Source organism: Streptomyces sp. NPDC008001 (assembly GCF_042958085.1).
Lineage (GTDB): Bacteria > Actinomycetota > Actinomycetes > Streptomycetales > Streptomycetaceae > Streptomyces.
Genome location: NZ_JBIBIZ010000003.1, coordinates 642552 through 666503 on the forward strand (window position 1 = coordinate 642552; position 23952 = coordinate 666503).

Sequence of the window (23952 nt, forward strand, 5' to 3'; positions counted from 1 at the left end):
TCACCTGAACGAGTGATTCCGCTCCGGAGTGAGGTGAGAGCACACTTTCGAGTGGAGGGTGTACACCTCCGACGTCCGTGAAGACCGGAGGAGGGACCTCATGCTCCCGTTCCGCACCCGCAGACTCATCGCCGCCTTCGGAGCCGCCGTTGTCGGGGCGTTCCCCCTGGCAACAGCCGGGGCCACCCCTGCCGCTGCCGCAGGGAGCACCATGGCCGCAACCCTGAACTGCGCCGGTTCCATCACCGTGAACATCACCGGCAACGGAGCCGTCGACGGCAAAGGCACCCTCCGCTGCGCGACACCCACCACCTCGTACGACGGTCAGTTGACGCTCTCGGGATCGGTGACGAGCAGCAGCGGGCTGGTCTACCAGACCAAAACGTCCGACCGGCTCAGCATCTTCAGCGGCAGCAGTGGCGAGATCATCGACCTCTCGGTGAACCGGAGACTGGAAAAGCTCTCCGACACGGCCTCCGGCAACGCCACCGAGCGAGGCACAGGACTGGTCATCGGAGGCGGCCCCTTCGGCGGCGCCGGTGAAACCGAGTCCGGCACGGGCACGTTCGGCACCGGCATGGTGACGACGTTCCTCATCACCGGCAACTACATCCTCGACCTGAACGGCTGACCCCCGGCTGGTGGGCTGCGTTGCGGCGGTTTTCCCCAGGCGCAGCCCGACGCCCTCATCGCCTCTCAACACCCCAGGCTCCCACCGCAATGCCTCTGTTGCTACACTGGCAGGGAAACTGATCTTGCGTTGAGGAGACCGGACATGGTGGTGGACGACGACATCTCCGGGTGATACCCGGACCCGACAGGCCACCGGCCGGTGCGTGGAAGCACCGCCGCAGTGGCTTCGTTGTCGTTCCTCCTTCCCCTTGTCTGCTGCCGAGGCAGAGGTGTCACCCCTGCCTCCTCCTTTCTCCTTCGCGAGGCCACTTCCATGTCCGACGTTTCCGTCGTCTGCTCGAACCTTTCCTTCGCCTGGCCCGACGACACCCCCGTCTTCCAGGACCTGACCTTCACCCTCGGCTCCGGCCGCACCGGCCTCGTGGCGCCCAACGGCACCGGCAAGAGCACCCTGCTCAAGCTCATCGCCGGTGACCTGCAGCCCGGCACCGGATCGGTCTCCGTGGCCGGCACCCTCGGCTACCTCCCGCAGAGCCTCCCCCTGACCGGTGATCTCACTGTCGCCGACGTGCTGGGCATCGCCGCGATCATCCGGGCCATCGACGCCGTGGAGTCGGGGGACGTCGACGAGAAGCACTTCACCACCATCGGCGACGACTGGGACATCGAAGAACGCACCCGCGCCCAGCTGGACCGCCTGGGCCTGGGCAGCCTCACGCTGGAGCGCACGCTGAGCACCCTCAGCGGCGGCCAGGCCGTCACCCTCGGCCTTGCTGCCCAGCTCCTCAAGCGGCCGGACGTTCTGCTGCTCGACGAACCCACCAACAACCTCGACCTCGCCGCCCGGCACAAGCTCTACGACGTGCTGGCGGACTTCAACGGCTGCCTGCTCCTGGTCAGTCACGACCGGGCCCTGCTCGACCGCATGGAACACATCGCCGAACTCGACCGCGGGGAACTGCGCTCCTACGGCGGCAACTTCACCGAGTACGAGGAAGCCGTCCGTGCCGAGCGGGAGGTCGCCGAGAAGAACATCCGCAACGCCGAACAAGAGCTCAAGCGGGAGAAGCGGGAGATGCAACTGGCCCGCGAACGCGCCGAACGCCGGCAGAGCAACGCCGCCCGCAACCTGAAGAGCGCCGGCCTGCCCCGTATCTTCGCCGGCAACATGAAGCGCGGCGCGCAGGAGTCCGCCGGACGGGCCGGCCAGATGCACGCGGGACGGGTCACCGAGGCGAAGGCCAGGCTGGACGAGGCCGGGCGCGCACTGCGCGAGGAACAGCGCATCACCGTGGACCTGCCCGCCACCCAAGTGCCCTCCAGACGCAACCTGTTCCTCGGCGAGCGGCTCCGCGTCCGGCTCGGCGGCACGGACGTGTTCGCCGGACCCGGTGTCGACCTGACGGTCCGCGGCCCGGAACGCATCGCGCTGACCGGCCCCAACGGCGCCGGGAAGAGCACCTTGCTGCGCCTGCTCAACGGCGACCTGACCCCGGAGGGCGGCGAGATCAAGCGGGCCGACGGACGCATCGCCTACCTCTCGCAGCGCCTCGACCTGCTGGACCCGAACCGCACGGTGGCCGAGAACTTCGCCGACTACGCCCCGGAGCGGCCGGAGGCCGAGCGGATGAACCTGCTCGCCCGCTTCCTCTTCCGGGGTGCCCGCGCCCATCTGCCCGTCGGTGTCCTCTCCGGCGGCGAGCGGCTGCGCGCCACCCTGGCCTGCGTCCTGTGCGCGGAACTGGCCCCGCACCTGCTCCTCCTGGACGAGCCGACGAACAACCTCGACCTGGTCAGCACGGGCCAGCTGGAAAGTGCCCTGAACTCCTACCAGGGAGCCTTCGTGGTGGTCAGCCACGACGAGCGGTTCCTCCACAACATCCGCGTGAACCGGTGGCTGCAGCTGGCCGGCGGCGAACTGAAGGAGACAGGAGCCCCCGAGCCGGGAGCCTCCGATCCCGGAGCCTCCGAGATGTGAGCCCTTGAGGATGTGAGCCGGCACGCCGACGGTCCGTCTTCGAGCCCGAGCCGGGCTCGGGGGCGGCCGAACGCGTTCCCGAGCCATCGGCGGGCGGACGCATGCGCCTGACTTCGAGTCAGATGGTGATGGTCTTGTACTCGATGTAGGTGTTCAGCCCGGCGAAGCCGTACTCGCGTCCCACGCCGCTGGCCTTGAAGCCGCCGAACGGACCGTCGAAGCCGATGGGAGTGCCGTTGATCGTGACGGTACCGGTCCGCATGCGGCGGGCGATCTCCAGGGCGTGTCGCTCGTCCGCACTCCACACGCCGCCCGACAGCCCGTACTCGGAGTCGTTGGCGATGTGCACGGCGTCGTCCTCGTCCTCGTAGGCGATGACGACCAGCACCGGGCCGAAGATCTCCTCCTGGGCGATCCGCATCGAGTTGCTGACGTCGGCGAAGACGGTCGGGGTGACGTAGTAACCCTTCTCCAGGCCGGCCGGCACCTCGGGGCCGCCGGTGACCAGGCGGGCGCCCTCCTCGATGCCGGTCTCGATGTGGTCTCGCACTCGTTGCTGCTGGTCGCGGCGGATCATCGGGCCGATGAACGTGTCCGGATCCCGCGGGTCACCGACCTTCAGTGACTCGACGACTTCCTTGACGGCAGCGACGACCTCTTCGTAGCGGCTGCGCGGCGCGAGGATGCGGGTGTGCGCGATGCACGCCTCACCGTTGTTGAGGAGGGAGGAGAACTTCAGGCCCGCCTTGAACTTCTCCAAGTCCGCGTCGGGCAGGAAGACGGCGGCGGACTTGCCGCCCAGCTCCAGGCTGACCCGCTTGAGCTGCTCACCCGCGATCGAGGCGATCCGGCGCCCCGCGCGGGTCGAGCCGGTGAACGCTACCTTGTCGACGTCGCGGTGGGACACCAGGTGCTCGCTGGTCTCACGGTCGGCCGGCAGCACGCTGATCGTGCCCTCGGGCAGCCCGCAGCCGGACAGCAAGTCGGCCAGCAGGCCCATGCTCAGCGAGTTCTCCGGCGAGACCTTCAGGATGACCGTGTTGCCGGCCAGCAGCGCTGGAATGATCTTCGCCATGGCGGCGGAGAACGGCGAGTTCCACGGGATGACGGCGGCGACGACGCCGATGGCTTCCCGGCGGACCACGCTGCGAACGGCGGCCGCGGGGTCGGTGGGCGTCAGGACCTCCTCCCATGCCAGTTTCTCGGCCGCCTTCAGGTAGGCGTCGGCTTGACGGGACAGCCCCGGCTGACCGGCGCGCGTGAACCAGCCTGCCGAGCCGGTCTCCGCGGTGATCACGGCCGCTATCTCGTCCGCCCGGGCCTCCCGCAGGGCATTGAGCCGGCGCAGGACCGCGATCCGCTCGGCCGGCGGGGTGTCCGGCCAGGCGCCCGCGTCGAAGGCGGCGCGGGCGACGGCCACCGCGCGGTCCACGTCGGCGGGCTGGGCCTGGGCGGCGCGGCCGACGACGGATTCGTCGTGCGGGGACAGGATGTCGAGCAGCTGGGGATCGCTCGGCTCCGTCCAGGTGCCGCCGATGAAGAGCTTGTTGTATGTGATCACGTGTCTTCCTCCCGAGCCGGTCCCTGAAAGCTTCGGTCCGCAGCTCGAAGCTTCCCTGCTAACTGTCACATCACTGTAGCGCTTAATGGTGTAGTGAGCACATAAGCGTCGCGATAGTTAGGATGTTCCGCCCATGGCTGGCTATCCTGCGGGCGTGAGAGCCGACGCAGCGCGCAACTTGGAAGCAGTCATGACGACCGGTGCACGGATGCTGGCCGCCGATCCGGCCGTGAGCATCACCGCCATCGCTGCGGAGGCCGGCGTGGACCGGCGCACCGTCTACCGGAACTTCGCCTCGCGCGAGGAGTTGCTGGCGGCCATCTACGAGGCGCGCCTGACGGCCATCGAGCGGGCCACCGAGGACGCCCGGCTGCGCGAGGCCCCGGTCGCCGTCGCCCTGCACCGCTACGTCGAGGGCATCATCGGCGTCAACCGCACGTGGCCGGTCGATCTGAGCCGGATGCTGGCCGACGAGCCCGTCCGCCAACGGCGCGAGCGCTCGGTCCGTGAGCTCGCCGACTTCCTGCGCCGCGCCACGGACGAGGGCCTGCTCCGCTCCGGGCTGCCCGACGGCTGGGTGAGCGCGGTCCTGCCGCAGCTCATGAACATCGCCTCGCACCAACTGACCGGCCTCACCCCCGCGCAGGCCGCCGACACGGTGGTCGACACGCTCCTGAACGGGCTCGGTGCGGGCGCCACCGGGGCCGCCCCGCGGACCACTGCACCCCCGGCCCGGCCCACGGCCGGCTAGGCAAAGGCCGGCTGTTCGAGAGTATGCGGGCGGATGATCCGAGCGGTCGCCCTTTCTCCCGGAAAACACCGTGTCCCCCCACCCGGTCACAGGCAGGGGGACACTTCGTTCAGCAGGGGGTCAGATCACCTGGTGCATTCGGCGAGGCCGATGATGAGGCCGCCGAAGACTCCGCCCAGGACGGCTTCGGGCTGCCCGAGGGCAGCACCGAGGAGGCCGAAGGTGGCTCCCTCGCCCATCTTGTCCCCGATGCAGTTCATGCGGCCCCTCTTGTCGCCGGAGGCGGCGGGCTGCATCATGGCGGCCGTCTTCATCAGGGACTTCTTCGTGGCGGCCGGTGCGGCTGCTCCTGCTCTCACCGAGAAGACCGGCGGGCTCATGGTGCCCGTGACCGTGTCACCGGTGACGCCCTCGATGGTCTGGGTCACCGTGTTGCCGGAGACGGTCAGGCCCACCTTGTGGGTCGCGCCGTTGGTGTCCTTCATCGTGGTGGGGAGGATGGTGGCGACAGTGCCGTCGGTGTCGGTCGCGGTGACGGTGCCGTCGGACGACGTCACCTTGCTTCCCGCAGGAAGGCTGAAGGTCTTCGTCGTGGTCGTGGCGAAGGTCTGCGGCTTCACATCAGGGCTGGTCGTACTGCCACTGCTGCCGGACGGGTCGGTGCTGGTGTGGGCGACGTACATCGTGGAGCCCGCCGCCGAGTTGATGACGGGGACGGTCACGGTCGCGTCGGCGGTCCACGGCTGGTTGTCGGTGTCGAAGGTCCACGTGCCGGTGACCTTCTTGCCGACGGCCGCGAAGTCGACCCAGGCGTAGTTCTTCGAGGGGACGTCCACGGCGATGCCGTTGATCGTCGTCTCGTCGGAGGTGTACACCGTCGTCGCGGTCAGCTGGCTGGAGATCATCGCCTGGACCGGGACGGAGACACCGACGGAGGTCGACAGGCCCGCGGAGAACGCCTGCGACCATCCGGAGTGGTAAATGGTGGTGAAGACCTGCTTCATGGACGAAGCGGTGTCGTTGTACCAGACCGACGAGGCGGGCTGACGCGGCAGCACTTCGGGCTGCCCTTCGGACTTCTGCGTCCAGGAACAGGTGGAGGTCTTCCTGGAGCACAGGTCGGCGTAGTAGTCGAGGGCGAGCTTCCTCGCCTCGGCCGCCTTCGACGCGGGGACCGTCCACTCCTGACTCGCACTGCCGTTGCAGACGTTGGGCTGGGCGAGGATCCCCCACAGGTGGAGGCCGCCCCGGTTGTCCATGCACCACTCGGTGCCGCTGCCCTCGTCGCGGCGGACGATGCCGAACGTGTTGGGCTTGCCGTCGACGGGGCGGAAGTTCCACTGCTCGCCGTCCTTGCCACAGGACTGCTGAACGGCGGGCTGGGTGGCGTAAATGCACTTCCCGGAGGAGGTGCTGGCGACGTTGAACGTGCCGGGGGCACCGAGCTTGATCAGGCGCCAGTTCTTGTAGTTGGTGCCGTCGGGGGTGACGGAGATCTGGTTTCCGTCGTTGTTGCCCGTCGCGTTGAGGGTGCCGTCGGTGTTGGTAAACGTCCAGGCATCGGAGTCCGCGGCCTGCGCCATGGTGGTAGTGGCGATGACACCGGTGGTGAGCATGAACAAGGTGACTAACGGGGCCAATACGAGGCGTCTGAGGCGTCCGACGCCCTTGGGGTGTGTGTACATATCGACCTTTCGTGATGAACCTGTGAACATGACGGGCCTATGAATACCCCGGACGCGCCGTCCGACCCCTTTGACGGTGTGGTGTGAGATCAGCCACGGGGTGGTCGCAGTCCTCGTTTCACGAGTCTCTACCGGACCGATGAAATCGGAGTGAAAGCAAGGGCGTCATGACGTCGTCAGAAGGCTCTCCGCGGCCTCGCGCAGGGTCGCCCTGATGGCGCGGGGGTCGTCGAGATGACCGCCCACCATGGCTCCGTCCCGCAGGACGACCAGGGCCCGGGCCACTTGCTCGGGATCGGGATGACCGGCGTCGCGGGCCACGTCGCGCAGCACGCCGTGGAACCAGCGGCGATGCTCGGCGATGCGGACGCGGACCCGGTGTGCGGGGTCGGGGTACTCCGCGGCGGCGTTGAGGAAGGCGCAGCCGCGGAACCCCGGCCGGCAGAGGTTGTCGCCGATCATTTCCATGATGGCGAGCAGGGCGTCACGGCCCCGGTGGACGGCGAGAATGGCCGCCACGGCGTTCTCCACCCTCGCTCCACGGGCCTCCAAGTAGGCGACGACCAGCCCCTCCTTGCCGGAGAAGTGGCGGTAGAAGGTCGCCCTGGTGACCCCCGCCTCCGTGACCAGCTGCTCCACGCCCACGGCTTGGATGCCCTGCGCGTAGAACAGACGCTCTGCGGTGTCCAGCAGGCGTTCTCGGGGATGGCTTCTCTCGGTGGCTCCCGTGGTCATGGGCACAGCGTAGGGAAGGGACGGCCGGTGCCGTGCGGTCAGGGGCGGGACTTCGAGGGCACGTGCTCGTACGTCGTGACCAGAGGTTTCGTCGCGTCGACGACGTAGGTGGACAGCATCATCGTGGTCACCGTGCCGACGTTGCGGGCGTTGTGGATGGCGCCGGAAGGGATGAAGAAGGGGTCGCCGGTGCGCAGCCGCAGGACGTTGCCGTCGTCGAACACCATCAGCACGTCGCCGCGGACGATGTACCCGACCTCCACCCCGGGGTGGCTGTGCCGGCCGGATTCCCTGCCTCTGGGAATCTCCACCAGTGTCTGGACGGTGTCCCAGCCCTCGGCGGGGGAGGGGTGGCGCTGGAGCAGGGTCCGGGTGACTCCGGACGTCGGGTCCGTGGGGTCCGCGGCTCCTGTGGGAGTGGCGTGGCCTGCGGGGTGGTGGCGGTGAGTGTCCGTGGCCCCGTGGCCGGCTGTTGCTGCGGCCGCCGTTGTCGGGGCGAGAGCGGCCATGCCCAGGACGCCGGCGGTGGCTGCGCCTCCGTTACGGATCACAGTGCGGCGGTCGATCATCATCGGGCTCCGTTCGGGAGGTGTTCTCGGAAGGTCTTCGCGGAGCCCTTCCAGGAAGTCATCTCGGTAGGACTGCCAAGGGAGAACGATCGGTCTTTCTGCTTCCGCAGAGTGTCGTACCGCCGCGGGGGAGCGCAAGAGGACGACGCATCATTTCCGGACGATCCTGAAGGTCAAACGCCGCTGAGTTGCGCCGACTTGGCGTGCATCACCTGTTTGACCGGTGACGCATGCTGTGCCACAGTCGTCTGGCACGCCCACGGCGGCCGCCGGGATTCGCCGGGGCCGGCATGCGCGTGGGATCTCCTGCGAGGCGCAGATCGGTCGCAGGCCGGCACTTCGAGACGCGCGGAGGGTTCACATGATCAACAGGCGTACGTTCGGCAGGGCTCTCGGCGTGGGTGCCGGCGGCGCGGTCGCCGCAACACTGGCGGGGCCGACGGCACCGGCACAGGCCTCGGCCGTGACAGGGCAGCGTGCCGCTGCGACCGCAGCATCTACGGCCGCAGCGGCTCCGGGCTCCGCGCCTGAGCCCCGTCCCCGCGGGCGCACCGAGTTCCCCCCGCTGAAGAAGGTCAGAGCCGGTCTACTGGAGATCGGCTACGCCGAGGTGGGGCCGGCTCACGGAACGCCGGTGATCTGCCTGCACGGCTGGCCGTACGACATCCACAGCTTTGCCGATGTCGCGCCCCTGCTGGCGGCGGAGGGCTACCGAGTGATCGTTCCCTATCTGCGCGGCCACGGCACGACGCGCTTCGTCTCGCCCCGGACCTTCAGAAACGGCCAGCAGTCGGCCATCGCCCTCGACATCGTCGCCCTGATGGACGCGCTGGGGCTGGAGCAGGCGGTGCTCGCCGGCTTCGACTGGGGAGCCCGGACCGCCGGCATCATCGCGGCGCTGTGGCCCGAACGCTGCAAGGCCCTGGTGTCGGTGGGCGGTTACCTCACCGTCAACCTCGAGGCGAATCTCCAGCCGCTGGCCCCGGCGACCGAGCACGCCTGGTGGTACCAGTACTACTTCGCCACGGAGCGGGGCCGGATCGCCATGGAGGACAAGACCAAACGGCACGACCTGACGCGGCTGGTCTGGGACACCGTGTCCCCGACATGGGACTTCGACGACGCCACCTTCGAGCGCACGGCCGCCGCCTTCGAGAACCCTGACTACGCCGCCGTCGTCATTCACAACTACCGCTGGCGGCTGAGCCTCGCCGAGGGCGAACGGCGCTACGAGCCGTACGAGAAGCGGCTCGCCACCCGGCCGTTCATCGCCGCGCCGACCGTGACGCTCGACGCCGAGCACGACCCGTTCACCGTCCCGGGCGACGGGACCGCGTACCGGGACAGATTCACGGGCCCGTACGACCACCGCACCCTGAAGGGCATCGGCCACAACCTGCCGCAGGAGGCACCCGCGGCGTTCGCCCGCGCTGTCATCGACGCGACTCGGCTCTGATAGCTCATCAACTGCATTACTGAAGGAGCGGGAGAATGACGATGCAAGACAGCACCGCACAGGACAGCGGTTCGGCGATGCGCCGCGCGCGGTTCGGCGCGCTGCCGGAACGGATCGCCTACGAGGACATGGTCGAGACGAAGGAGGCCTCGCCGAGGGACCCGGCGCAAGACACCTGCAACCCCGAAGGGGCAGGAAACCTCCTCTCCTGCCTGGCATGGGACTTGGTGCTCTGATACGCGCCCTACCCTCACCGGGTGGGCCGAGGGACTTCGCGCCGGCAGCTTGTGGGCGTCGCCGTCACCCGTCAGGATGGTGACGTGAACATGGATCACGTCTTCGTGTGCGGCAATCCGGCGCTGGACTTCGCGGCCACGCTCCGGGCGCGCCGCACGGTGCGATTCGAGATGTTCGCGGCACCGGACCGCCTCGACGCTTGGTACGTGGAGTCCGGCATGGTCGACTCCGTATCGCCTGCCCGGCCGGCCGACGTGGCGCGGGCGACGACCCTGCGGGAGGCCGTCTACCAGCTGATCACGGCCCGGCGCCTCGGTGCGGACTTCGACGACGAGGCGCTGGCCACGGTCAACGACGCGGCCCGCCGGCCTCCCGCGGCACCGCAGCTGACGCACTCCGGCCGCTGGACTGCGGCAACGCAGCGAGAAGCGCTGTCCACCCTCGCCCGGCACGCCGTGGAACTGCTGAGCGGCCCGGACGTACCGCTGCTCAAGGAGTGCGGCAACCCCGAGTGCACCCGCGTGTACATCGACCGCTCGCGCGGCAGCCGACGCCAGTGGTGCGGCATGGAATCCTGCGGCAACAAGATCAAGGCCGCCGCGTACCGCGCCCGCAGGAAGACCGCGGTCGTCTCCGCGGGGTGACCGAGGGGCGCGAGGAACGCCGCACGTGCTCGTAGTGCGGAACCGGGACCGGAACCGGAAACCCAGAGTTCGGACCTCTAGTTCCCTCAAGGCCGGCCGTGGCCGGGCGCCGTGACACCGGGCGGCGGCCCGGCCTCCGCGGCCGCGGGGGAGGACCGGTCCTCGATCCGGTGCCGCTTGGCCAGCCGGGCGACGATCAGGCAGTAGAGCGGCGCGAAGACCACTTCGAGGGCGAGGGCCGGCCAGGGGGCGTCGGCCGCCGTCGAGTCGTCGGAGAGCTGACCGGCAGCCGCGGCCAGCCAGAAGGTGAGGACGTTGTTCGCCGTGTGGATCGCGATCACGGCCTCCAGCCCGCCCGTGCGGACCACCAGCCAGCCCCACCACAGCGCCGAGTAGAGAAGGAGCGCGAACCCGGACACCTGCCCCAGCCCGTGGGCCAGGGCGAAGAGCAGCGACCCGACGGCGACGCCGGGCCACGGCGATCGCAGGAAGCCGCCGCAGAACTGGGTCACCCAGCCCCGGAAGACGAACTCCTCGGCCGCCGCCTGGAAGGGCACGAGGAGGGCGATGACGGCGACGGCGAGGAGGAACGAGGGCCAGCCGGGGAAGGCGAACCCGTCCGGCACGGTGCCTTCTGCGGCCGCCTCCCACGCCACGAGCAGCCCCAGTTGCAGGGCCAGCAAGGGGAACGCCACGCCCGCGCACCGGCCCAGCCACCCCCAGCGCAGGCGTCCGCGCACCGAACCGACCGTTCCCGCGGGCCGCCGGCCGCACCGGCGCACCACCACGAAGACCGCCGGTATGCCGACCGCGAGGCTCGCGAGCCCCGCGGCCTGATCGGCCAAGGGGTTGGCGAACACACGGTCGCCGTCGTCCGCGGCGGCCTCCAGGCCCGCGGCGGACCCGACGGCCATGACGACCAGGAACGCCAGCACCGGACCCGCAACCGCGAGCAGGAGCATCAGGAAGAACTCCCCCACCCGGCCGAGCGCGCCCTGGCGTCCGTTGCGGGCCTGCTGGTGATAGCGCGACCCGGCGGGAGCGACGGACGGGCCGTCGCAGCGTTCCGCCCCGGGCCCCGGCACGGGGCCGGGGGCGGGTTCTCGCATGACCTCCGGTACCGGGTCCGGGCTGGGCGTGGCCATGGTCGTGTGTTCCTCCGCTTCGCATGGGGAAGACCGAGCCGGTGTGCCGGCCCGGCATCCTTCATTCTTCCGGACGCGGGGGAACGACCTCCGAGATGCCGAAGCTTGCCGAGCGGGGGTTGAAGATGGCGCCGGCGAAGCGCGCGCGGCTCGGTGCGGCCTGACCCGGCGCCAGGCGCGTGGGATCGCCCTTGCACTTCTTGCGGGTGTAGACGACGACCGGCTGCTTCGTCGCGTTGCGCGCGCCGCGCGCTTCCCGGCCGAGGTCGTAACACTTGTTGTCCGGCGGGTTCTGGATCGAGTACGTCCTGCCCTGGGGCCCCACCCAGGCGAACCTCCCGCTCGTGGCGATCGCGTCGCCCGTGCCGGCCACGGCGAGGGCGAGCCCGCCGAACGCGAGGGCCAACGGACGGAGAATGCGCATCGTGGTGTCCTTCGTGCGCACGGAAATACGGTGGAATGTGCTGCTACCAGGACCAGCGGTTCAGCCGATTCGAAGGAAACGGCCAAGTGCGGCTACGGGTGCGGGCGTAGGTGCGGGCGGGCGGGGAACGTGGTGCCGGCAGACCCTCGCCGCACGGCTGCCGTCCCGCGACCGGCTGTCTTCGCCGGGCGAGGCGTTCGTCTCCGCCTGCAGGGAGGCGAGGGTGAGACCGGTCATCCGGCCGTGCCGCACCACGCTGACGACCTGACCGAGCGTGAGCACCAGCAGCGCGACCTCGACCGCCGACTGCGCGAGCACGCCCCATCCGGCCTGGCCCGTCGCCAGGTGCGCCAGCTGAAGGATCAGCAGCCCGCGGCCGGTGGCCGCCGCGCCGGTGATGAGCCCTTCCTCCCGCCGGTGCCCGACCTCGCCCGCCAGGACGCGAAGGATCACCAACGCGAGGGCGAGGCAGAGGAGGTAGGAGCACACGAGCGCCGGCGTCGGCCGGGGCGTCGCGATCAGGATGACGCAGCCGCCGGCGGTCCAGCAACAGGCGCTGAAGAGGCAAGTCGCGCGTCGCCCGTGCCGGACCAGGAACGTCCGCTTGCCGAAGAGGGCGTCGCCGCGCACGTCGCGGAAGTCCTTGAGCAGGATCCGGCCGATGAAGCCCGTGTAGAGCCCGAGGAGCATCAGCAGGTCGCGCGGGTGGACGGCGGAGCGGGCCGCGGTGAGGGCGAGCAGGTACGGCAGCGCGACGTAGCAGGCCGGCAGTGCCAGGGCCGCTACGGCCCCCCGGTCGGCGAGACGGACCGGGCGCAGGGAGTAGCCGGCGCTCACCGCGAGGGCGGCGAGCATCAGCAGTCCGGGGCGGAGCCCGAGGACGAACGCCGAGCCGAGCGCGACGGCGGCGGACACCACGGCGGTGACGACGAGGTCCCGGCCGCCCGCGGCGGCGGTCACCAGGGGCCGGTTCCGGTCGCCGGGGAGGTTGACCCGGTCGATGGCCTGGTCGGACAGGTCGTTGACACAGACCGAGCAGAGCAGGAAGGCCATGACCGGTACGAGGCACTCGGCCAGCAGCAGGCGGTCCTCCGCGTGTCCGGCCTGGGCGAGGCCCAGCGCTACGTAGAGGGCGAAGAGCACGGCGACGGCGGGCCGGCTGAGCACGATCAGCACACGGACCCGGTCTGCCAACTGTCGGTACATCATCTTGCGCCCGCCCTCACTTGTTCGGAAATAACTGGAAGGAGCCGGTCATGAGCAGCACCATCACTCCGAGGACTCCCAGGCCGGCGAGTATCAGGGCGGCGGCCAGCACGCAGCCGACCATGGTGGCGATGGTCGCCAGGCACCCCGGCGTCTGCTCCCCGGTCGCGGGGCCGCGCAGTGCGGACCGGTACTCCGGGTCGGGCGGTGGCGGCGACGGATCCCGCATGGGCTCCCCTCCTCGATGGTTTGACGGGCCACCGGTCAGTGTCCACTCCGGCGTCGCCCCGGCACCTGAGTACGCGTACTCAGGTGCCGCCCGGGGAGCAGCCCCCTCGGCGGGCGTTCCGAAGGGGCTGCTGACTGGCGCGCGGGGGCGGTTCAAGGCGCGGGGGACACCTGGAGGTTGACGCCCGCCGTGGCCTTCGCGGCGGTCTCCATGGCCTCCGCCGGGGTCGCGCCCAGGGCGATGGCGTAGCCGACGCGGTCCTCCGAGCTGCGGAGTTCGGACAGGGCGGAGCCGGGCATGCGGTCGAAGTTCCAGCGCAGGTCGCCGTCGACGGGAGTGAGGGCAAGGCCCGTGAGGGTGCCCGGCGTGGGCGGCGGTGCCACGCAGCTGATCGCCGCCGCCGGTGCGGCCGGGGCCGGGGACCGCACGGAGGCCGTGCCCAGCAGGGCCGCTATCGCGTGCTCGTACTGGTCCTGTCCCGTGGCCAGTTCGACGAGCTCCGGGATGCAGTCCCCGCCGACCCGGGCGTGCGTCTCGATGACGACGGGGCTGCCCGTCGTCTGCTTCGCGGTGATCGCCAGTACCGTGTGCCGGCCGGCCGAGCTGACCGCTTCCACGCTGAACTCGGGCCTGGCCGCCGATGGCTGCTGCTGCCCTTTGTGCTTTGTCCTCACGCCCGGGCAGGCCGGTGACGCACCTGCTTTCGAGCACGTCATGGCCAAGGTCCGGGTGCCACGGCCCGTCGGAAGGCCCCGGACGAGGCCGGATGTGGTCCCGGCCGACAAGGCCTATTCGTCCCGCGCGATCCGGGGACACTTGCGACGCCGCGGGATCCGGGCAGTGATCCCGGTCCCTGCCGACCAGCAGGCCCACCGCAAACGACGCGGCGGCCACGGCGGCCGGCCACCTGCCTTCGACCGCGACGCCTACAAGCAACGCAACACCGTCGAACGCTGCATCAACCGACTCAAACAGTGGCGGGGCATCGCCACCCGCTACGAAAAGACCGCCACCGTCTACCTCGCCGGACTCCACCTCGCAGACATCTTCCCCTGGTCAGCACGCTGATCCGAAAGAAGCGGCCTAGTCGATGATCTGGTTGAAGAACAGGACGGCCGGGGCAATCACCCCGCCGCCGATGCTCACCGCGACGGGCCACGCGTTGCCGGCCAGCGCCGCGAGAACCGTGGCACCAATACCGGCCAGGGATGCCAGCAGGAAGACGATGGCGGCGCGCTGAGTGAGGAGCGGCCCGTCCTGGCCGGGCCGCCGACGGCTGGGTTGTGCCACCTCGGTGCACCTCACCCGACGCCGTGTACGGGCTCGTGCGCCCGTTCTCGCCGAAGCTCGCCCTGGCCGTCGTGGCAGTCATGGCCCTCCTGGCCGTTGTAGCCCGCCTGGCCATCCTGGCTACCCCGGTCCGGCACGGGCACGGGCACGTCCCACGGGTCCTGGGCGGGACGCAGGAGTGCGAAGGCGACACGGCCGTCAGCGCTCGTGCGGACCCCGTGTACGGCGGGCTCGGGCAGGCTGTTGTAGTGGAAGGGCGTCGAGAAGTAGTAGGCCCCGGTGTCGGGGACGGCGATGATGTCGCCGGGTTCCAGCAGCGGCAATGCGCGGTCGCGCGCGAGCAGGTCGCCGGCGAAGCAGGCAGGACCTGCGATGTCCTGGGGGACCGCCCCGCCCCGCTTGGCCGTGCCGCCACCGTCGTACGCCTCGATCCGCAGTGGCCAGGCGCCGGGATCGAACACGGTCCGGGTGGCCACCTGCACACCGGCGTGGGTGACCGCGATGGCCCGGCCGCCCGTGCTCTTCGTGTACTCGACGTAAGCGGCGATGAAGCCGTTCTTGGCGAGGACGGAACGCCCGAACTCGGTGACGATCTCGTACCCGCCGGAGAACAGTGAGGGCGCGTGCGCGCGCAGCTGTCCGACGTATGTGTCGAAGGCCGGTGCGGTCCGGTCGTCGGTGAAGTTGACGGGTAGTCCGCCGCCGATGTCGATGCCGGTGACCTGGCGCCGTCGGACGGCGGCGTTGACCTCGTCGGCGAACGCCACGGCCTGCGCGACCCCGCGCGCCATGAGGTCGAGCGGGCAGCCCTGGGAACCGGCGTGCGTGTGCACCCGGGTGAGCCACGGCCGTGCACGGTAGGCGCGCAGCAATTCCCGTCGGCTGCCCGGGTCGTTCAGCGGGACACCGAACTTGGAGGTGCTGGTGGCCGTGCTCATCGCGGCGATGGCGCCGCCACCGAGCTGGGGGTTGACCCGTACACCGATCCTGCTCACCGGGATGCGGCCGTCGAGCGCCCGGTCGATCCTGGCGAGTTCCTGGTAGTTGTCCGCGTTGATGCTCACACCCAGGTCCAGGGCGTAACGGAGTTCGGCCTCGGTCTTGGCCGGGGAGTCGAAGACGATCCGGTCCGGCGCGAAGCCGGCGGCCAGTGCGCGGGCCAGCTCGCCCGCGGTGGCGACTTCGCACCCCATGCCGAGCCGCCGCAGCTCCGCGAGCACCGGCACCAGGCTGTTCGCCTTGGCGGCGAACGCGTGCAGCACGCGCGGCGAGGAGGTCGAGGAGGGGGAGGAGGACGAGGAGGGCGAGTAGGACGTGGGGAGAAAGGCGCGGTGCAGGGACGCGACCGTCGCGGCTACGCCGTCCAGATCCACGAAGGCAGCCAGCAGGGACCGTTCGCGGTCCAGCAGTCCCTGCCGCACCGCCTCCCGCAGGATCCGCTCGCGCCGCTGGGCGGCGGGGGTCAGTCCGGTCATGGTGAGCCTTCCGGTGCTCTGCGCAGCCCCCGGGACCGTCCCGGGGCGGAGTACCAGGCTGCTGTCGGCACGCGGAGGACGTCTTCGGCGAGTCGTCAAAGCCGCAGGGCCGCCCCACGGCGGACAGGCGCAAGCAACCGCCCGCCGGCCGGCTCGTTGTGCGACCCGACGAAGAAGCGGCCTCACGACGGTGGCGGCGCACAAAACAACGGTGGCAGCGAACGAACAGTGGACGAGGGACCGTCGTCGAGGGCACTCAGCGCGCGCCGTCGCCCGGGCCGCTCAGGCGTAACTGCAACTGTGCCAGCAGCCTGGCATCGGGGCTCTCCAGGTCCAGCCCCGAGACCTGGGTGATGCGCCGCAGCCGGTAGCGCAGGCTGTTGGAGTGGACGCCCAGCGCGCGGGAGGCGGCGGACACGTCGCCGAAGTGGTCGAGGTAGGCGCGCAGGGTCTCCACCAGGCAACTGCCGCTGTGTTCCGCGTCGAACGCCCTCAGCCGGGCCACCGAGGTCTGCGGCGGCAGCGCCACCCCGCGCAGGGCATCGACGACGTGCAGGACGCCGACCGTGTCGGCGACGTCACCGGTCCTGGCCACGGTTCGCGACCCCGCGGCCTCGGTGAGCGCCCTGAGGGCGAGCTCGGCAGACCTGCGCGACTCGGGCGCCCCCGCCAGCCCGGGGGCCACGTCGCCCAGACCGACCCTCAGGGGCCTGCGCAGGGTGGCCGACAGCTGGTTCGCCAGCGATTCCCCCAGCCGCGTCACCTGGCTCTCGGCCCGGCCGGGGTCGCGGTCCAGCGCGCTCAGCAGCACCAGGATCCTGCCGCCCGCCGGGACGACCACCGTGCGGTGACCGTAGGCGGCACAGTGCAGGGCCAGCAGCCTGTGGAGCCCTGACGGGCTGTCATCCCCCTGAGCCGCGGCCCCGGTGCCGACCGCCAGGACGGCACACGGCTCCCTCGGCGGCAGCGAGGCCCTCTCCGCGAGCACCTCGACGGATCCGCGGTCCTCCAGCAGCGCGCGAGCCGCGTCCTCGACGAGGCGATCGTCCGAACTGTGGGTACGGTGGTGCAGCAGGTGGGCGGCGGCGGTACGGGCCGCCGCACGAAGGGCCTCGGAGGCGTCGGGCGCCAGCGGCCGGCCGGCCACCGCGGCCACCCAGATCGACCCGAGCGCCTCCCCGCCCGCCCGGACGGCGCCCACCAGACGCTCCGGATCCTGCCCGTGCGCGGGCCGGTGCAGTACCTCGTCCCCGGCCCACAGGGCCTGGAAGAACCCCGCCTCGCGCATGGCGGCCACCCGCCACGGCGGGACACGGCGGCCGAGGATGGTCAGCCGGCGGTTCTCGTCCACGTTCTCCTCGGTCGAGGAGTAGGCGAGCACCCGGGACTCCGTGTCCTCGATGGTCACCGCGCCGCCCACCAGGGCCGCCACGGCGTCGGCCAGCGAGTTGAGGTCCCCCAGGGGCGGCCCGCCCAGCCCGGCCACGGGCGGCACGCCCGCCGACGCCAGCCCCGCCCGCAGCACGCCCACCAGATGCGCCCAGGTGCACCACGCGGTACGGAAGAGCAGCGCCGTACCGCCCTCCTCGGCGGCCGCCTGAAGCGCTCCCACGGCAGACTCGGGCCGGCCCGGCCCGAACACCACACCTGCCGCACCCGACTCACCCGCCCGGCGCACGATGTCGACGCCCTGGGGCGAGCGCGGATCGACGCCTACGGCGAGCAGCAGCTCTCGCGGTCTGATCACGGGCTCAAGGAGGTCCAGCACGTTCACCCCGGTGACCGTGATCCCCAGCCCCTCGGGCGCCGAGTGCAACTCCACGGCACCCACGCCCACGACGGACAGCAGCCGCTCCAGCGTCACCCGCGTCTCACCGGCCGCCTCCCAGCCGGCCGAGCCTCCCAGATCCGTCACGCCGGCCCCCGTCTCGCGCGCCCCTGCCCTACGAGCCTCGGCATCCGCCGCGGCCGCGTCGCAGCCTCCGCCGCAGCCCTTCCCGTGGCTCTCCCCATATTGCCCGGAAGAAAGACCGCCGACCGGGTTCCCGGCCGACGGTCTGAGGATCTTACGGAGCGGGGCGGTAGATACCCGCCCCGAGGACGGCTGTCCGCTACTTGAACAGACGGTCACCGCTGTTGGCCATGCGATGCGTGGAGCCGTGGCGGCCCACCCAGTCGCGAATGAGCTTGATGGAGTTGGCGCACTGCCAGCTGTCGTCGTATTCGCGGACTCCGGTGAAGGCGCCGTAACCGGCGATGATGCCGTCCACACGCGCGTCACCCAGCAGTTTGTCGACGTACCACGGGTCGTTGTAGGTGGCCGTCCAGGACAGCGTGGCCGCGAGCCGGCCGGCGGCACGGTCCGCGGCACCCTTCTTCAGTTCGGCGCACGTGCTGCGGCCGGCTTCCGTGCAGTTGCCGAACCCCTTGGAGATATCGGTGTCGCCGTAGTCCATCACCCGGCGACCGGCCGGGAACCCGGAACCGGACCGGTTGAAGGCGCCCACCACCTGATCGCGGGTCCCGGTCGTCGTAATGCCCTCAAGCTTGCCGAGCTTGCCCTCAAGGCTCTTCCAGCCCCTGCCGCCGACGTCCGGGGTGTTACCACCGTGGTACTCGTAGAAGCCGTAGAGCACCTGGATCCCGGCAGCCGTCAGCCGCTGCGCCTTGTCGCGCAGCCCGGCGACGCTGCACGCACGGTTCGGGGCTTCTCCGCAGTAGTTCGGGTCCTTGATGTCCAGCCAGACCAGGCTCAGCCGGCGCCCTGCTTTGGCGTTGGAGACAATGCGGTCGATCATGCTGTCGAAGCTGGGGCCCCGCCGGTTGTCACCGGCCGAAGAACAGTCGTGATAAGCGCGCCATTCGTTCGGATTCCACCAGGCGCAGACGTCGATCTCGATGCCGTTGGCGCCGTGCTTGAGCGCGGCGTCCACGCCGTCCAGGGTGTCGACCCGGTGCGCGATCGCGTAGATCGCGTGACGCTGATCGGCTGCCGACGCCGGAGTCGTCCCGGACACGGTGGCACCGGCGATCCCGCACAGTGCCGCCAGCAGCGCCAGTACCGACCTCGGGCCGGCCCCATGCCGAAGATGAGTGATCAAGAAAGGTACTCCTTTATGTCGGTGTCCTTAAATCGGTGTCCTTTGGGTACTTCGGTGCCCTTTGGTGCCCTTAAAACAGACAGCTGCCCAGCGCCGCCACTCTGCCCGCCCACCGGCTCGGTGGGTGCGGCGCCTGGACGCTCCGAGATTGCGGGGTGGACTGCCCCAGCCGCAAGGAAATCGCAGGAGTCCGGGACGCTGGAACAGGAAAACGGACGATGACCAGGAGAGACGTGAGCCGCCTGGAACGCGGGACTGGAACGCGGGACTGGAATGCGGGAATGGGACGCGGGAACGAAACGCGCCGGCCCGCCATCGGGTGTCAGGGCATTGCCCGCCGGGCCGCCTCGTGATGGGCGCAGCCTAGGCTGCGCCCATGGACATAGCACTGATTTTCCTCTTCCCGCTCGTGGGGTTCCTGGCCTGGAGCATCGAGAGCCGCATCCAGAGGGTCAGCCGCAAGGTCGCGCGACTCGAGCACAAGATCGACCTGATCCTTGAGCAGTTGGGCATCCACGAGGACACGCCGGAGCTGGCCCGCATTGCCGGCCTCGCACGCGACGGGCAGAAGATCCAGGCGATCAAGGCCTATCGCGAACTCACCGGCGACGGCCTGGCGGAGGCCAAAGCCGCCGTCGAGAAGCTGGCCGCACGTCCCTGACAGAGCACCCGGGGCTGCGCCGGAGAGAGCCGTCGGTCGTATCGGCCGCCGTCGGCGGATGGATAAACGAGCTTCGTCAATGGGTTGTTGAACGGGGTGCCCCACAGTTTCCGGCATCGCGGGAAAGAACCCGCGGAACCGCAAACGAAAGAGGTTCCTCATGCGTCGCATCACTCCCCGTCTGATGGCGGCGGCCACCGTGGCCGCGATCGGGCTCGGCGCCCTCGCCACCGGTACCGCTTCGGCCGCCCCTTCCACCCCCTCCGCCGCCTTCGCAGCCCGCAGCACCCACGTCAAGTTCCACAACGGGACCGGCTGCCAGCTGAACCGGCAGAGCTACGGCCTCGACCACGGCATCTGGACCCAGGGGCAGGAGCCGAATGCCACTGTGTACAACAAGGGGGACGACTACTGGCAGTCGGAGAGCAACGGGTTCATGACCGGGACCGAGGGTTCCGTCACCTACCGGACGTCCAACTGCGAGGAGGGCTGGAGGAACGACCGGACCATCCGCTTCCACTGGAACAACCCCTATGCCGGCAGCAACGGCTACGACACGAACGGCACGGACAGCGCCTTCCGTAACGTCATCGAGGGCGGTGGCGGCGACAACGCCCTGGTCCTGTGGGGCGAGTACAAGAACTGACCCTCACGCGAGGGCTGTCAGCAGCCTTCGGGTCTGCTCGGCGTCGGCCATGGCGCCGCGCCGGTCGAAGAGGGCGAGAGCGGTCTCCAGGCAGGCTTTCGCCCTTGCGTCCTGTCCCTGACGGCACAGGCTGCGCCCGAGCGCCCTGAGCAGCGCGCCCTCGAGCATGCCGCTGGTCCGCCGGGCCAGCGGCAGGAACTCCTCGGCTGTTCCCGCCGCGAGGGCGTAGTGCTCCGCTTCCGCGTGGACTTCGGCCATCAGGGTGCCCGTGGCCGCCTCGAAGGCGGTCACGCCGAGGGCGCGGAAGAGGACCAGTGCCTCCCGAGCCCGGTCCAGCGCGGCGTTCCCCTCCCCGCACAGGCGCAGGACCCGGGCCAGGTAGTACAGCCCGATGGCCTTCGACACCGACTCCCGGCCGCCGACGAGCAGCGCACCCCGCTCGGCCGCGGCCCGGGCCTCGGTAAGCCTGCCCTGGCGGGCGTAGTTGAAGGCCAGCTCACCCAGAGCGGTGCCTTCCGCGATCTCCGCACCGAGCTTGCGGAAGAGCCGCACCGAGGCCTCGCCGTGGCCGACCGCCTCGTCGAAGCGGCCGTGGACGCGGGCGTTCGCGCACAACGTCAGGTGCGCCGACGCCCGCAGCCGCGCGGAACCCCCGGCGCACAGCTCCAGCGCACGGACGAGGTCGCGCTCGGCCTCGGCGTAGGAATTCGCGTGCCACAAGGCGTTGCCCCGTACGTACCGGGCCAGGGCCTCCACGTCCGGGCGGCCGCGGCGGGCGGCCGCACAGGCGACCCGCTCGGCCCGTTCGGCCACGGCGGACACATGGGCGATCCCCGGCAGTACGGTGTTCAGCTTGTCCATGAGGTCGGCCGCCTGCGTCAGCGACAGGCCCTCGTCGTCGCAGGCACGGTCGACCAGCGCGCGCTGCACAGGAAGTTCCTCCCGCATCCAGTCGGTGGCGTCCTGGGCGGTGCCGAACACCAGGCCCGCCGATGCCGTCGGTACGTCGATGAGGGAACGCTCGGACGGCTCCACCGAGTGCGCCACCGCATCGGCGTTGCGAGCGGTGGCCACACAGAAGTCCAAGAGCCCCGCGAAGGCCCGGGTCGTCGCCCTGGCGCTGTCCTCGCGGGCACTCCTGGCACGCGCAAACGCACGGACCAGGTCGTGGAAGTGGTACCGGCCCGGCCGGCGGGACTCCAGGAGACTCAGGTCGACGAGCGACTCGAGCAGTTCTTCGGTGTCCGAGGTGTCCTCCGGGCAGCACGCGTCCCGGCCCAGCAGCGCCGCCGCGCACGACGGCCCGAAGTCCGGCACGTCCAGGACCGCCAGCAGCCTGAAGGCCCGCGACCGCTCGCCGGTGAGCTTGGAGTACGACAGGTCGAACACGGCCTCCACCGCCGTGTCCCCGCTGCGCAGCTCCTCCAGGCGCGTCCGTTCGTCCCTGAGCAGACGGACCATGTCCGCCAGGGGCCGGCCGGGCTCCGCGGCCAGCCGGGACGCGGCGATCCGCAGCGCCAGGGGCAGCGCCCCGCAGGCCTCCGACAGCTCCGCCGCCGCCCGCGGCTCGGCGTCGACGCGGCGGGCACCGATGATCCGCCGCAGCAGCGCCAGCGCTTCCCCGGGCAGCATGACGCCGAGCCGCATGTGCCGCGCGCCCTCCAGCCCGGACAACCAGGCCCGGCTGGTCACCAGCACGGCGCAGCCCGGCGCGCCCGGGATCAGCGGGCGCACCTGCTCGCCCGACGCCGCATTGTCGAGCAGCAGGAGCACCCGCCGTTCCGCCAGCGACGAGCGGAACAGCGCGACGCGTTCGGCCATACCGTCCGGGACATCGCTCGCGGCGGTCCCCAGCTCCCGCAGGAACGTGCCGAGCACGGACCGAGGGTCGGCCGGCTCCCGGTCGGCGCCGCGCAGGTCCGCGTACAGCTGGCCGTCCGGGTACCGGTTGCGGAGCCCGCGCGCAGTGTGCACCGCGAGCGTGGTCTTGCCGACGCCGGCCATGCCGTTGACCGCCGAGACCACGACGGCGACCGCGTCACCGTCCAGGTCCAGCATTCCGGTGAGCGTCCCGACCTGCTCCCGGCGCCCGGTGAAGTCGTCGATGTCGCGCGGCAGCGAGGCCGGACGCGGCCCCGCAGCCCGGATGCCGTGGGCCGGTCCGGGAAGCCTGAGAGACGGATCCGAGCACAGGATCCGCCGTTGCAGCTCCCGTAATGCCTCTCCCGGCCGTACCGTTCCCAGGAACCGCCTGGTGTCCTCGAAGACCCCCAGCGCCTCGGCCTGGCGGCCCGACCGGTACAGCGCCAGCATCTGCACCCCGCGCAACCGCTCGCTCCCGGGGTACTCCACCACCAGGGCACCGGCCTCCGCGGCCAGCCCGGGCCGGTCCCCGAGCTCGGCGTCGAGCTCCAGACGGGTCTCCAGCAACGCCTGCCGGACTGCGCACAGCCGGGTGCGCAACGCCCTGGCCGCCGGCCCGTGCAGACCCGCCAGCGGCTCGGCGGCCCACAGCGCGAGGGCCTCCTCGATGACCTCGCGGGCGCGGCCCGCCCCCTCGGCGGACCGCACCTCCTCGGCCCCGGCCACGGCACCCTCGAACGCCCAGGCGTCCACGGCGCTTCCGGCGACCCGCAGCGCATAGCCGTCGCCGACCGTCTCCAGCGCCGACGCGCCGCTTCCGCCGAGGGCCCGGCGCAGCCGCCAGACATGAGTACGAATCGCATGCTCCGGTCTGGCAGGACGGTCACCCTCGTCCCACACCCCCTCGACGAGCAGCGGCATCGCCACCGTCCGTCCGGCGGCGGCGAGCAGGACCGCGAACACTTCCCGCTGCTGCGGTCTGCCCAGGGCCAGCTCGGCGCCACCGCTCCAGCCCCGCACCGGGCCCAGGAGGGAGAACCGGAGCTCCGGCGTCACCGACTCGACCAGACCTGAATGATGTACGGGGCCTCGCTGAAGACCCTCAGCGTGCCGTCGGGAAACAGGCCGAGCTTCATCACCGGGTAGTTCGTACCCAGCTCGTTCTGGGCGGTGTGGCTGTTCCAGCACACGCGGTTGTCCCGGCCGTACACCACGAAGTTGCCGTCGGACTGCATCACGGCGCGGTCACCGCAACGCGCCGTGTCGGTGTGCCAGACCGGCGTCCGGTGCGCCCAGTTGTCGCCGGTGGTGTAGACGACGAGGTTGCCGTCGTCCTGCAAGGTGAGCTGGGCGTTGCCGTTCCTGAGGTCCGATCCCTTGGTGAGGGTCTCGTTGTTCCAGATGACGCCCTGGGCGTCGTTCCGGTCCGCTGAGGCCGTCCCGGCGGTCGCCATCACACCGGCGGCGGCGACCATCGTGGTCGCGGCGACGGCGGCGAGACGGCGGGAGAGTCTGCGGCGCATGGCTGGTCCTTCGGTCGTGGGGTGAGTGGACGAGAACACCTCACGACTCTCGCGGCAGCCGATACACGTTCGATTGATGAGGGCTAAACGACCCTTACATCGGTGATGCTGACGTGGCTCCTGCCTTCACGGGACGGGCG

23 protein-coding genes and 1 pseudogene are annotated in these 23952 nt (G+C 70.7%); 9 read left to right on the top strand and 15 right to left on the bottom strand.

All coding sequences use genetic code 11. From position 1 onward, the window contains the following. The first annotated feature begins 211 nt into the window (after nt 1–211). A complete protein-coding gene (locus ACFZCD_RS11280) occupies nt 212–631 on the top strand; it encodes a hypothetical protein (RefSeq protein WP_391829551.1) in 420 nt (139 codons plus the stop codon). Nucleotides 632–946: 315 nt separating this feature from the next. Further along, complete coding sequence (abc-f, locus tag ACFZCD_RS11285; RefSeq protein ID WP_391829552.1) at nt 947–2611, top strand: ribosomal protection-like ABC-F family protein; 1665 nt, start codon at nt 947–949, stop codon at nt 2609–2611. A 118-nt stretch (nt 2612–2729) separates the two neighbouring features. Here the strand turns inward: abc-f and ACFZCD_RS11290 are convergent, their stop codons facing one another. Continuing rightward, a complete protein-coding gene (locus tag ACFZCD_RS11290) occupies nt 2730–4172 on the bottom strand; it encodes an aldehyde dehydrogenase (RefSeq protein WP_391829553.1) in 1443 nt (480 codons plus the stop codon). 208 nt (nt 4173–4380) lie between these two features. Between ACFZCD_RS11290 and ACFZCD_RS11295 the strand changes: the two genes are divergently transcribed. Next, the gene (locus ACFZCD_RS11295) at nt 4381–4923 is read left to right on the top strand and encodes a TetR/AcrR family transcriptional regulator (protein ID WP_391829633.1); all 543 of its coding nucleotides are present in this window, start codon (nt 4381–4383) and stop codon (nt 4921–4923) included. A 125-nt stretch (nt 4924–5048) separates the two neighbouring features. Here the strand turns inward: ACFZCD_RS11295 and ACFZCD_RS11300 are convergent, their stop codons facing one another. From ACFZCD_RS11300 to ACFZCD_RS11310, 3 genes are all read right to left on the bottom strand, one after another. Continuing rightward, nucleotides 5049–6539: an RICIN domain-containing protein gene (locus ACFZCD_RS11300; RefSeq protein ID WP_391829554.1), complete on the bottom strand. Its 1491-nt coding sequence runs from the start codon at nt 6537–6539 to the stop codon at nt 5049–5051. Between the two features lie 234 nt (nt 6540–6773). Further along, nucleotides 6774–7343 carry a TetR/AcrR family transcriptional regulator gene (locus ACFZCD_RS11305; protein ID WP_391829555.1) on the bottom strand — a complete coding sequence of 190 codons (570 nt, stop codon included), beginning with the start codon at nt 7341–7343 and terminating at the stop codon, nt 6774–6776. A gap of 38 nt (nt 7344–7381) precedes the next feature. Continuing rightward, nucleotides 7382–7915 carry a cupin domain-containing protein gene (locus ACFZCD_RS11310; RefSeq protein WP_391829556.1) on the bottom strand — a complete coding sequence of 178 codons (534 nt, stop codon included), beginning with the start codon at nt 7913–7915 and terminating at the stop codon, nt 7382–7384. A gap of 358 nt (nt 7916–8273) precedes the next feature. On the opposite strand from ACFZCD_RS11310, the gene ACFZCD_RS11315 reads away from it, so the two are divergent. The 3 genes from ACFZCD_RS11315 (at nt 8274) to ACFZCD_RS11325 (ending at nt 10249) form a co-directional block, all read left to right on the top strand. Continuing rightward, nucleotides 8274–9368, top strand: coding sequence for an alpha/beta fold hydrolase (locus ACFZCD_RS11315; protein ID WP_391829557.1), 1095 nt, complete (start codon nt 8274–8276; stop codon nt 9366–9368). A 35-nt stretch (nt 9369–9403) separates the two neighbouring features. Further along, nucleotides 9404–9604 (top strand): hypothetical protein, encoded by a 201-nt coding sequence (locus tag ACFZCD_RS11320; RefSeq protein WP_391829558.1) that lies wholly within the window; start codon nt 9404–9406, stop codon nt 9602–9604. A gap of 84 nt (nt 9605–9688) precedes the next feature. Next, complete coding sequence (locus tag ACFZCD_RS11325) at nt 9689–10249, top strand: CGNR zinc finger domain-containing protein (protein WP_391829559.1); 561 nt, start codon at nt 9689–9691, stop codon at nt 10247–10249. Between the two features lie 86 nt (nt 10250–10335). Here the strand turns inward: ACFZCD_RS11325 and ACFZCD_RS11330 are convergent, their stop codons facing one another. From ACFZCD_RS11330 to ACFZCD_RS11350, 5 genes are all read right to left on the bottom strand, one after another. Continuing rightward, nucleotides 10336–11394: a CPBP family intramembrane glutamic endopeptidase gene (locus tag ACFZCD_RS11330; RefSeq protein WP_391829560.1), complete on the bottom strand. Its 1059-nt coding sequence runs from the start codon at nt 11392–11394 to the stop codon at nt 10336–10338. Between the two features lie 61 nt (nt 11395–11455). Beyond that, nucleotides 11456–11818 carry a hypothetical protein gene (locus tag ACFZCD_RS11335; RefSeq protein WP_391829561.1) on the bottom strand — a complete coding sequence of 121 codons (363 nt, stop codon included), beginning with the start codon at nt 11816–11818 and terminating at the stop codon, nt 11456–11458. A 60-nt stretch (nt 11819–11878) separates the two neighbouring features. Beyond that, nucleotides 11879–13012: a UbiA family prenyltransferase gene (locus ACFZCD_RS11340; RefSeq protein ID WP_391829562.1), complete on the bottom strand. Its 1134-nt coding sequence runs from the start codon at nt 13010–13012 to the stop codon at nt 11879–11881. Between the two features lie 28 nt (nt 13013–13040). Beyond that, the gene (locus ACFZCD_RS11345) at nt 13041–13253 is read right to left on the bottom strand and encodes a hypothetical protein (RefSeq protein WP_391829563.1); all 213 of its coding nucleotides are present in this window, start codon (nt 13251–13253) and stop codon (nt 13041–13043) included. 152 nt (nt 13254–13405) lie between these two features. Beyond that, on the bottom strand, nt 13406–13870 hold the full coding sequence (locus tag ACFZCD_RS11350) for a hypothetical protein (protein WP_391829564.1): 465 nt from the start codon (nt 13868–13870) through the stop codon (nt 13406–13408). A gap of 13 nt (nt 13871–13883) precedes the next feature. Between ACFZCD_RS11350 and ACFZCD_RS11355 the strand changes: the two are divergent. Continuing rightward, nucleotides 13884–14321 (top strand): annotated as a pseudogene (locus tag ACFZCD_RS11355) (IS5 family transposase); the annotation flags it as partial. 15 nt (nt 14322–14336) lie between these two features. Here ACFZCD_RS11355 and ACFZCD_RS11360 read toward each other — a convergent pair. The 4 genes from ACFZCD_RS11360 to ACFZCD_RS11375 all read right to left on the bottom strand — a co-directional run bounded on the left by ACFZCD_RS11360 (nt 14337) and on the right by ACFZCD_RS11375 (nt 19119). Beyond that, the gene (locus tag ACFZCD_RS11360) at nt 14337–14543 is read right to left on the bottom strand and encodes a hypothetical protein (RefSeq protein ID WP_391829565.1); all 207 of its coding nucleotides are present in this window, start codon (nt 14541–14543) and stop codon (nt 14337–14339) included. Nucleotides 14544–14554: 11 nt separating this feature from the next. Beyond that, nucleotides 14555–16018, bottom strand: coding sequence for a diaminopimelate decarboxylase (locus ACFZCD_RS11365; protein ID WP_391829566.1), 1464 nt, complete (start codon nt 16016–16018; stop codon nt 14555–14557). 256 nt (nt 16019–16274) lie between these two features. Next, complete coding sequence (locus ACFZCD_RS11370) at nt 16275–17933, bottom strand: helix-turn-helix domain-containing protein (protein ID WP_391829567.1); 1659 nt, start codon at nt 17931–17933, stop codon at nt 16275–16277. A 196-nt stretch (nt 17934–18129) separates the two neighbouring features. After that, entirely contained in the window at nt 18130–19119 is a 990-nt protein-coding gene (locus ACFZCD_RS11375) for a phospholipase (RefSeq protein ID WP_391829568.1), read from the bottom strand. Between the two features lie 376 nt (nt 19120–19495). On the opposite strand from ACFZCD_RS11375, the gene ACFZCD_RS11380 reads away from it, so the two are divergent. Together ACFZCD_RS11380 and ACFZCD_RS11385 are read left to right on the top strand one after the other, a co-directional pair. Next, complete coding sequence (locus tag ACFZCD_RS11380; protein WP_391829569.1) at nt 19496–19780, top strand: ribosomal protein L7/L12; 285 nt, start codon at nt 19496–19498, stop codon at nt 19778–19780. A gap of 160 nt (nt 19781–19940) precedes the next feature. Then, on the top strand, nt 19941–20426 hold the full coding sequence (locus ACFZCD_RS11385) for a hypothetical protein (protein WP_391829570.1): 486 nt from the start codon (nt 19941–19943) through the stop codon (nt 20424–20426). Nucleotides 20427–20429: 3 nt separating this feature from the next. Here ACFZCD_RS11385 and ACFZCD_RS11390 read toward each other — a convergent pair whose 3' ends face one another. Together ACFZCD_RS11390 and ACFZCD_RS11395 are read right to left on the bottom strand one after the other, a co-directional pair. Next, complete coding sequence (locus tag ACFZCD_RS11390) at nt 20430–23345, bottom strand: BTAD domain-containing putative transcriptional regulator (protein ID WP_391829571.1); 2916 nt, start codon at nt 23343–23345, stop codon at nt 20430–20432. After that, on the bottom strand, nt 23342–23812 hold the full coding sequence (locus ACFZCD_RS11395; protein WP_391829572.1) for a hypothetical protein: 471 nt from the start codon (nt 23810–23812) through the stop codon (nt 23342–23344). The genes ACFZCD_RS11390 and ACFZCD_RS11395 overlap by 4 nt, the downstream gene beginning before the upstream one ends. Nucleotides 23813–23952: the final 140 nt, after the last annotated feature.

Bases quoted from the DNA above. Each gene is read 5' to 3' on its own strand.
- ACFZCD_RS11280 (WP_391829551.1), top strand. From the start codon at position 212: ATGGCCGCAACCCTGAACTGCGCCGGTTCCATCACCGTGAACATCACC.
- abc-f (WP_391829552.1), top strand. From the start codon at position 947: ATGTCCGACGTTTCCGTCGTCTGCTCGAACCTTTCCTTCGCCTGGCCC.
- ACFZCD_RS11295 (WP_391829633.1), top strand. From the start codon at position 4,381: ATGCTGGCCGCCGATCCGGCCGTGAGCATCACCGCCATCGCTGCGGAG.
- ACFZCD_RS11300 (WP_391829554.1), bottom strand. From the start codon at position 6,539: ATGCTCACCACCGGTGTCATCGCCACTACCACCATGGCGCAGGCCGCG.
- ACFZCD_RS11305 (WP_391829555.1), bottom strand. From the start codon at position 7,343: ATGACCACGGGAGCCACCGAGAGAAGCCATCCCCGAGAACGCCTGCTG.
- ACFZCD_RS11310 (WP_391829556.1), bottom strand. From the start codon at position 7,915: ATGATGATCGACCGCCGCACTGTGATCCGTAACGGAGGCGCAGCCACC.
- ACFZCD_RS11315 (WP_391829557.1), top strand. From the start codon at position 8,274: ATGATCAACAGGCGTACGTTCGGCAGGGCTCTCGGCGTGGGTGCCGGC.
- ACFZCD_RS11320 (WP_391829558.1), top strand. From the start codon at position 9,404: ATGACGATGCAAGACAGCACCGCACAGGACAGCGGTTCGGCGATGCGC.
- ACFZCD_RS11330 (WP_391829560.1), bottom strand. From the start codon at position 11,394: ATGGCCACGCCCAGCCCGGACCCGGTACCGGAGGTCATGCGAGAACCC.
- ACFZCD_RS11335 (WP_391829561.1), bottom strand. From the start codon at position 11,818: ATGCGCATTCTCCGTCCGTTGGCCCTCGCGTTCGGCGGGCTCGCCCTC.
- ACFZCD_RS11345 (WP_391829563.1), bottom strand. From the start codon at position 13,253: ATGCGGGATCCGTCGCCGCCACCGCCCGACCCGGAGTACCGGTCCGCA.
- ACFZCD_RS11365 (WP_391829566.1), bottom strand. From the start codon at position 16,018: ATGACCGGACTGACCCCCGCCGCCCAGCGGCGCGAGCGGATCCTGCGG.
- ACFZCD_RS11380 (WP_391829569.1), top strand. From the start codon at position 19,496: ATGGACATAGCACTGATTTTCCTCTTCCCGCTCGTGGGGTTCCTGGCC.
- ACFZCD_RS11385 (WP_391829570.1), top strand. From the start codon at position 19,941: ATGCGTCGCATCACTCCCCGTCTGATGGCGGCGGCCACCGTGGCCGCG.
- ACFZCD_RS11395 (WP_391829572.1), bottom strand. From the start codon at position 23,812: ATGCGCCGCAGACTCTCCCGCCGTCTCGCCGCCGTCGCCGCGACCACG.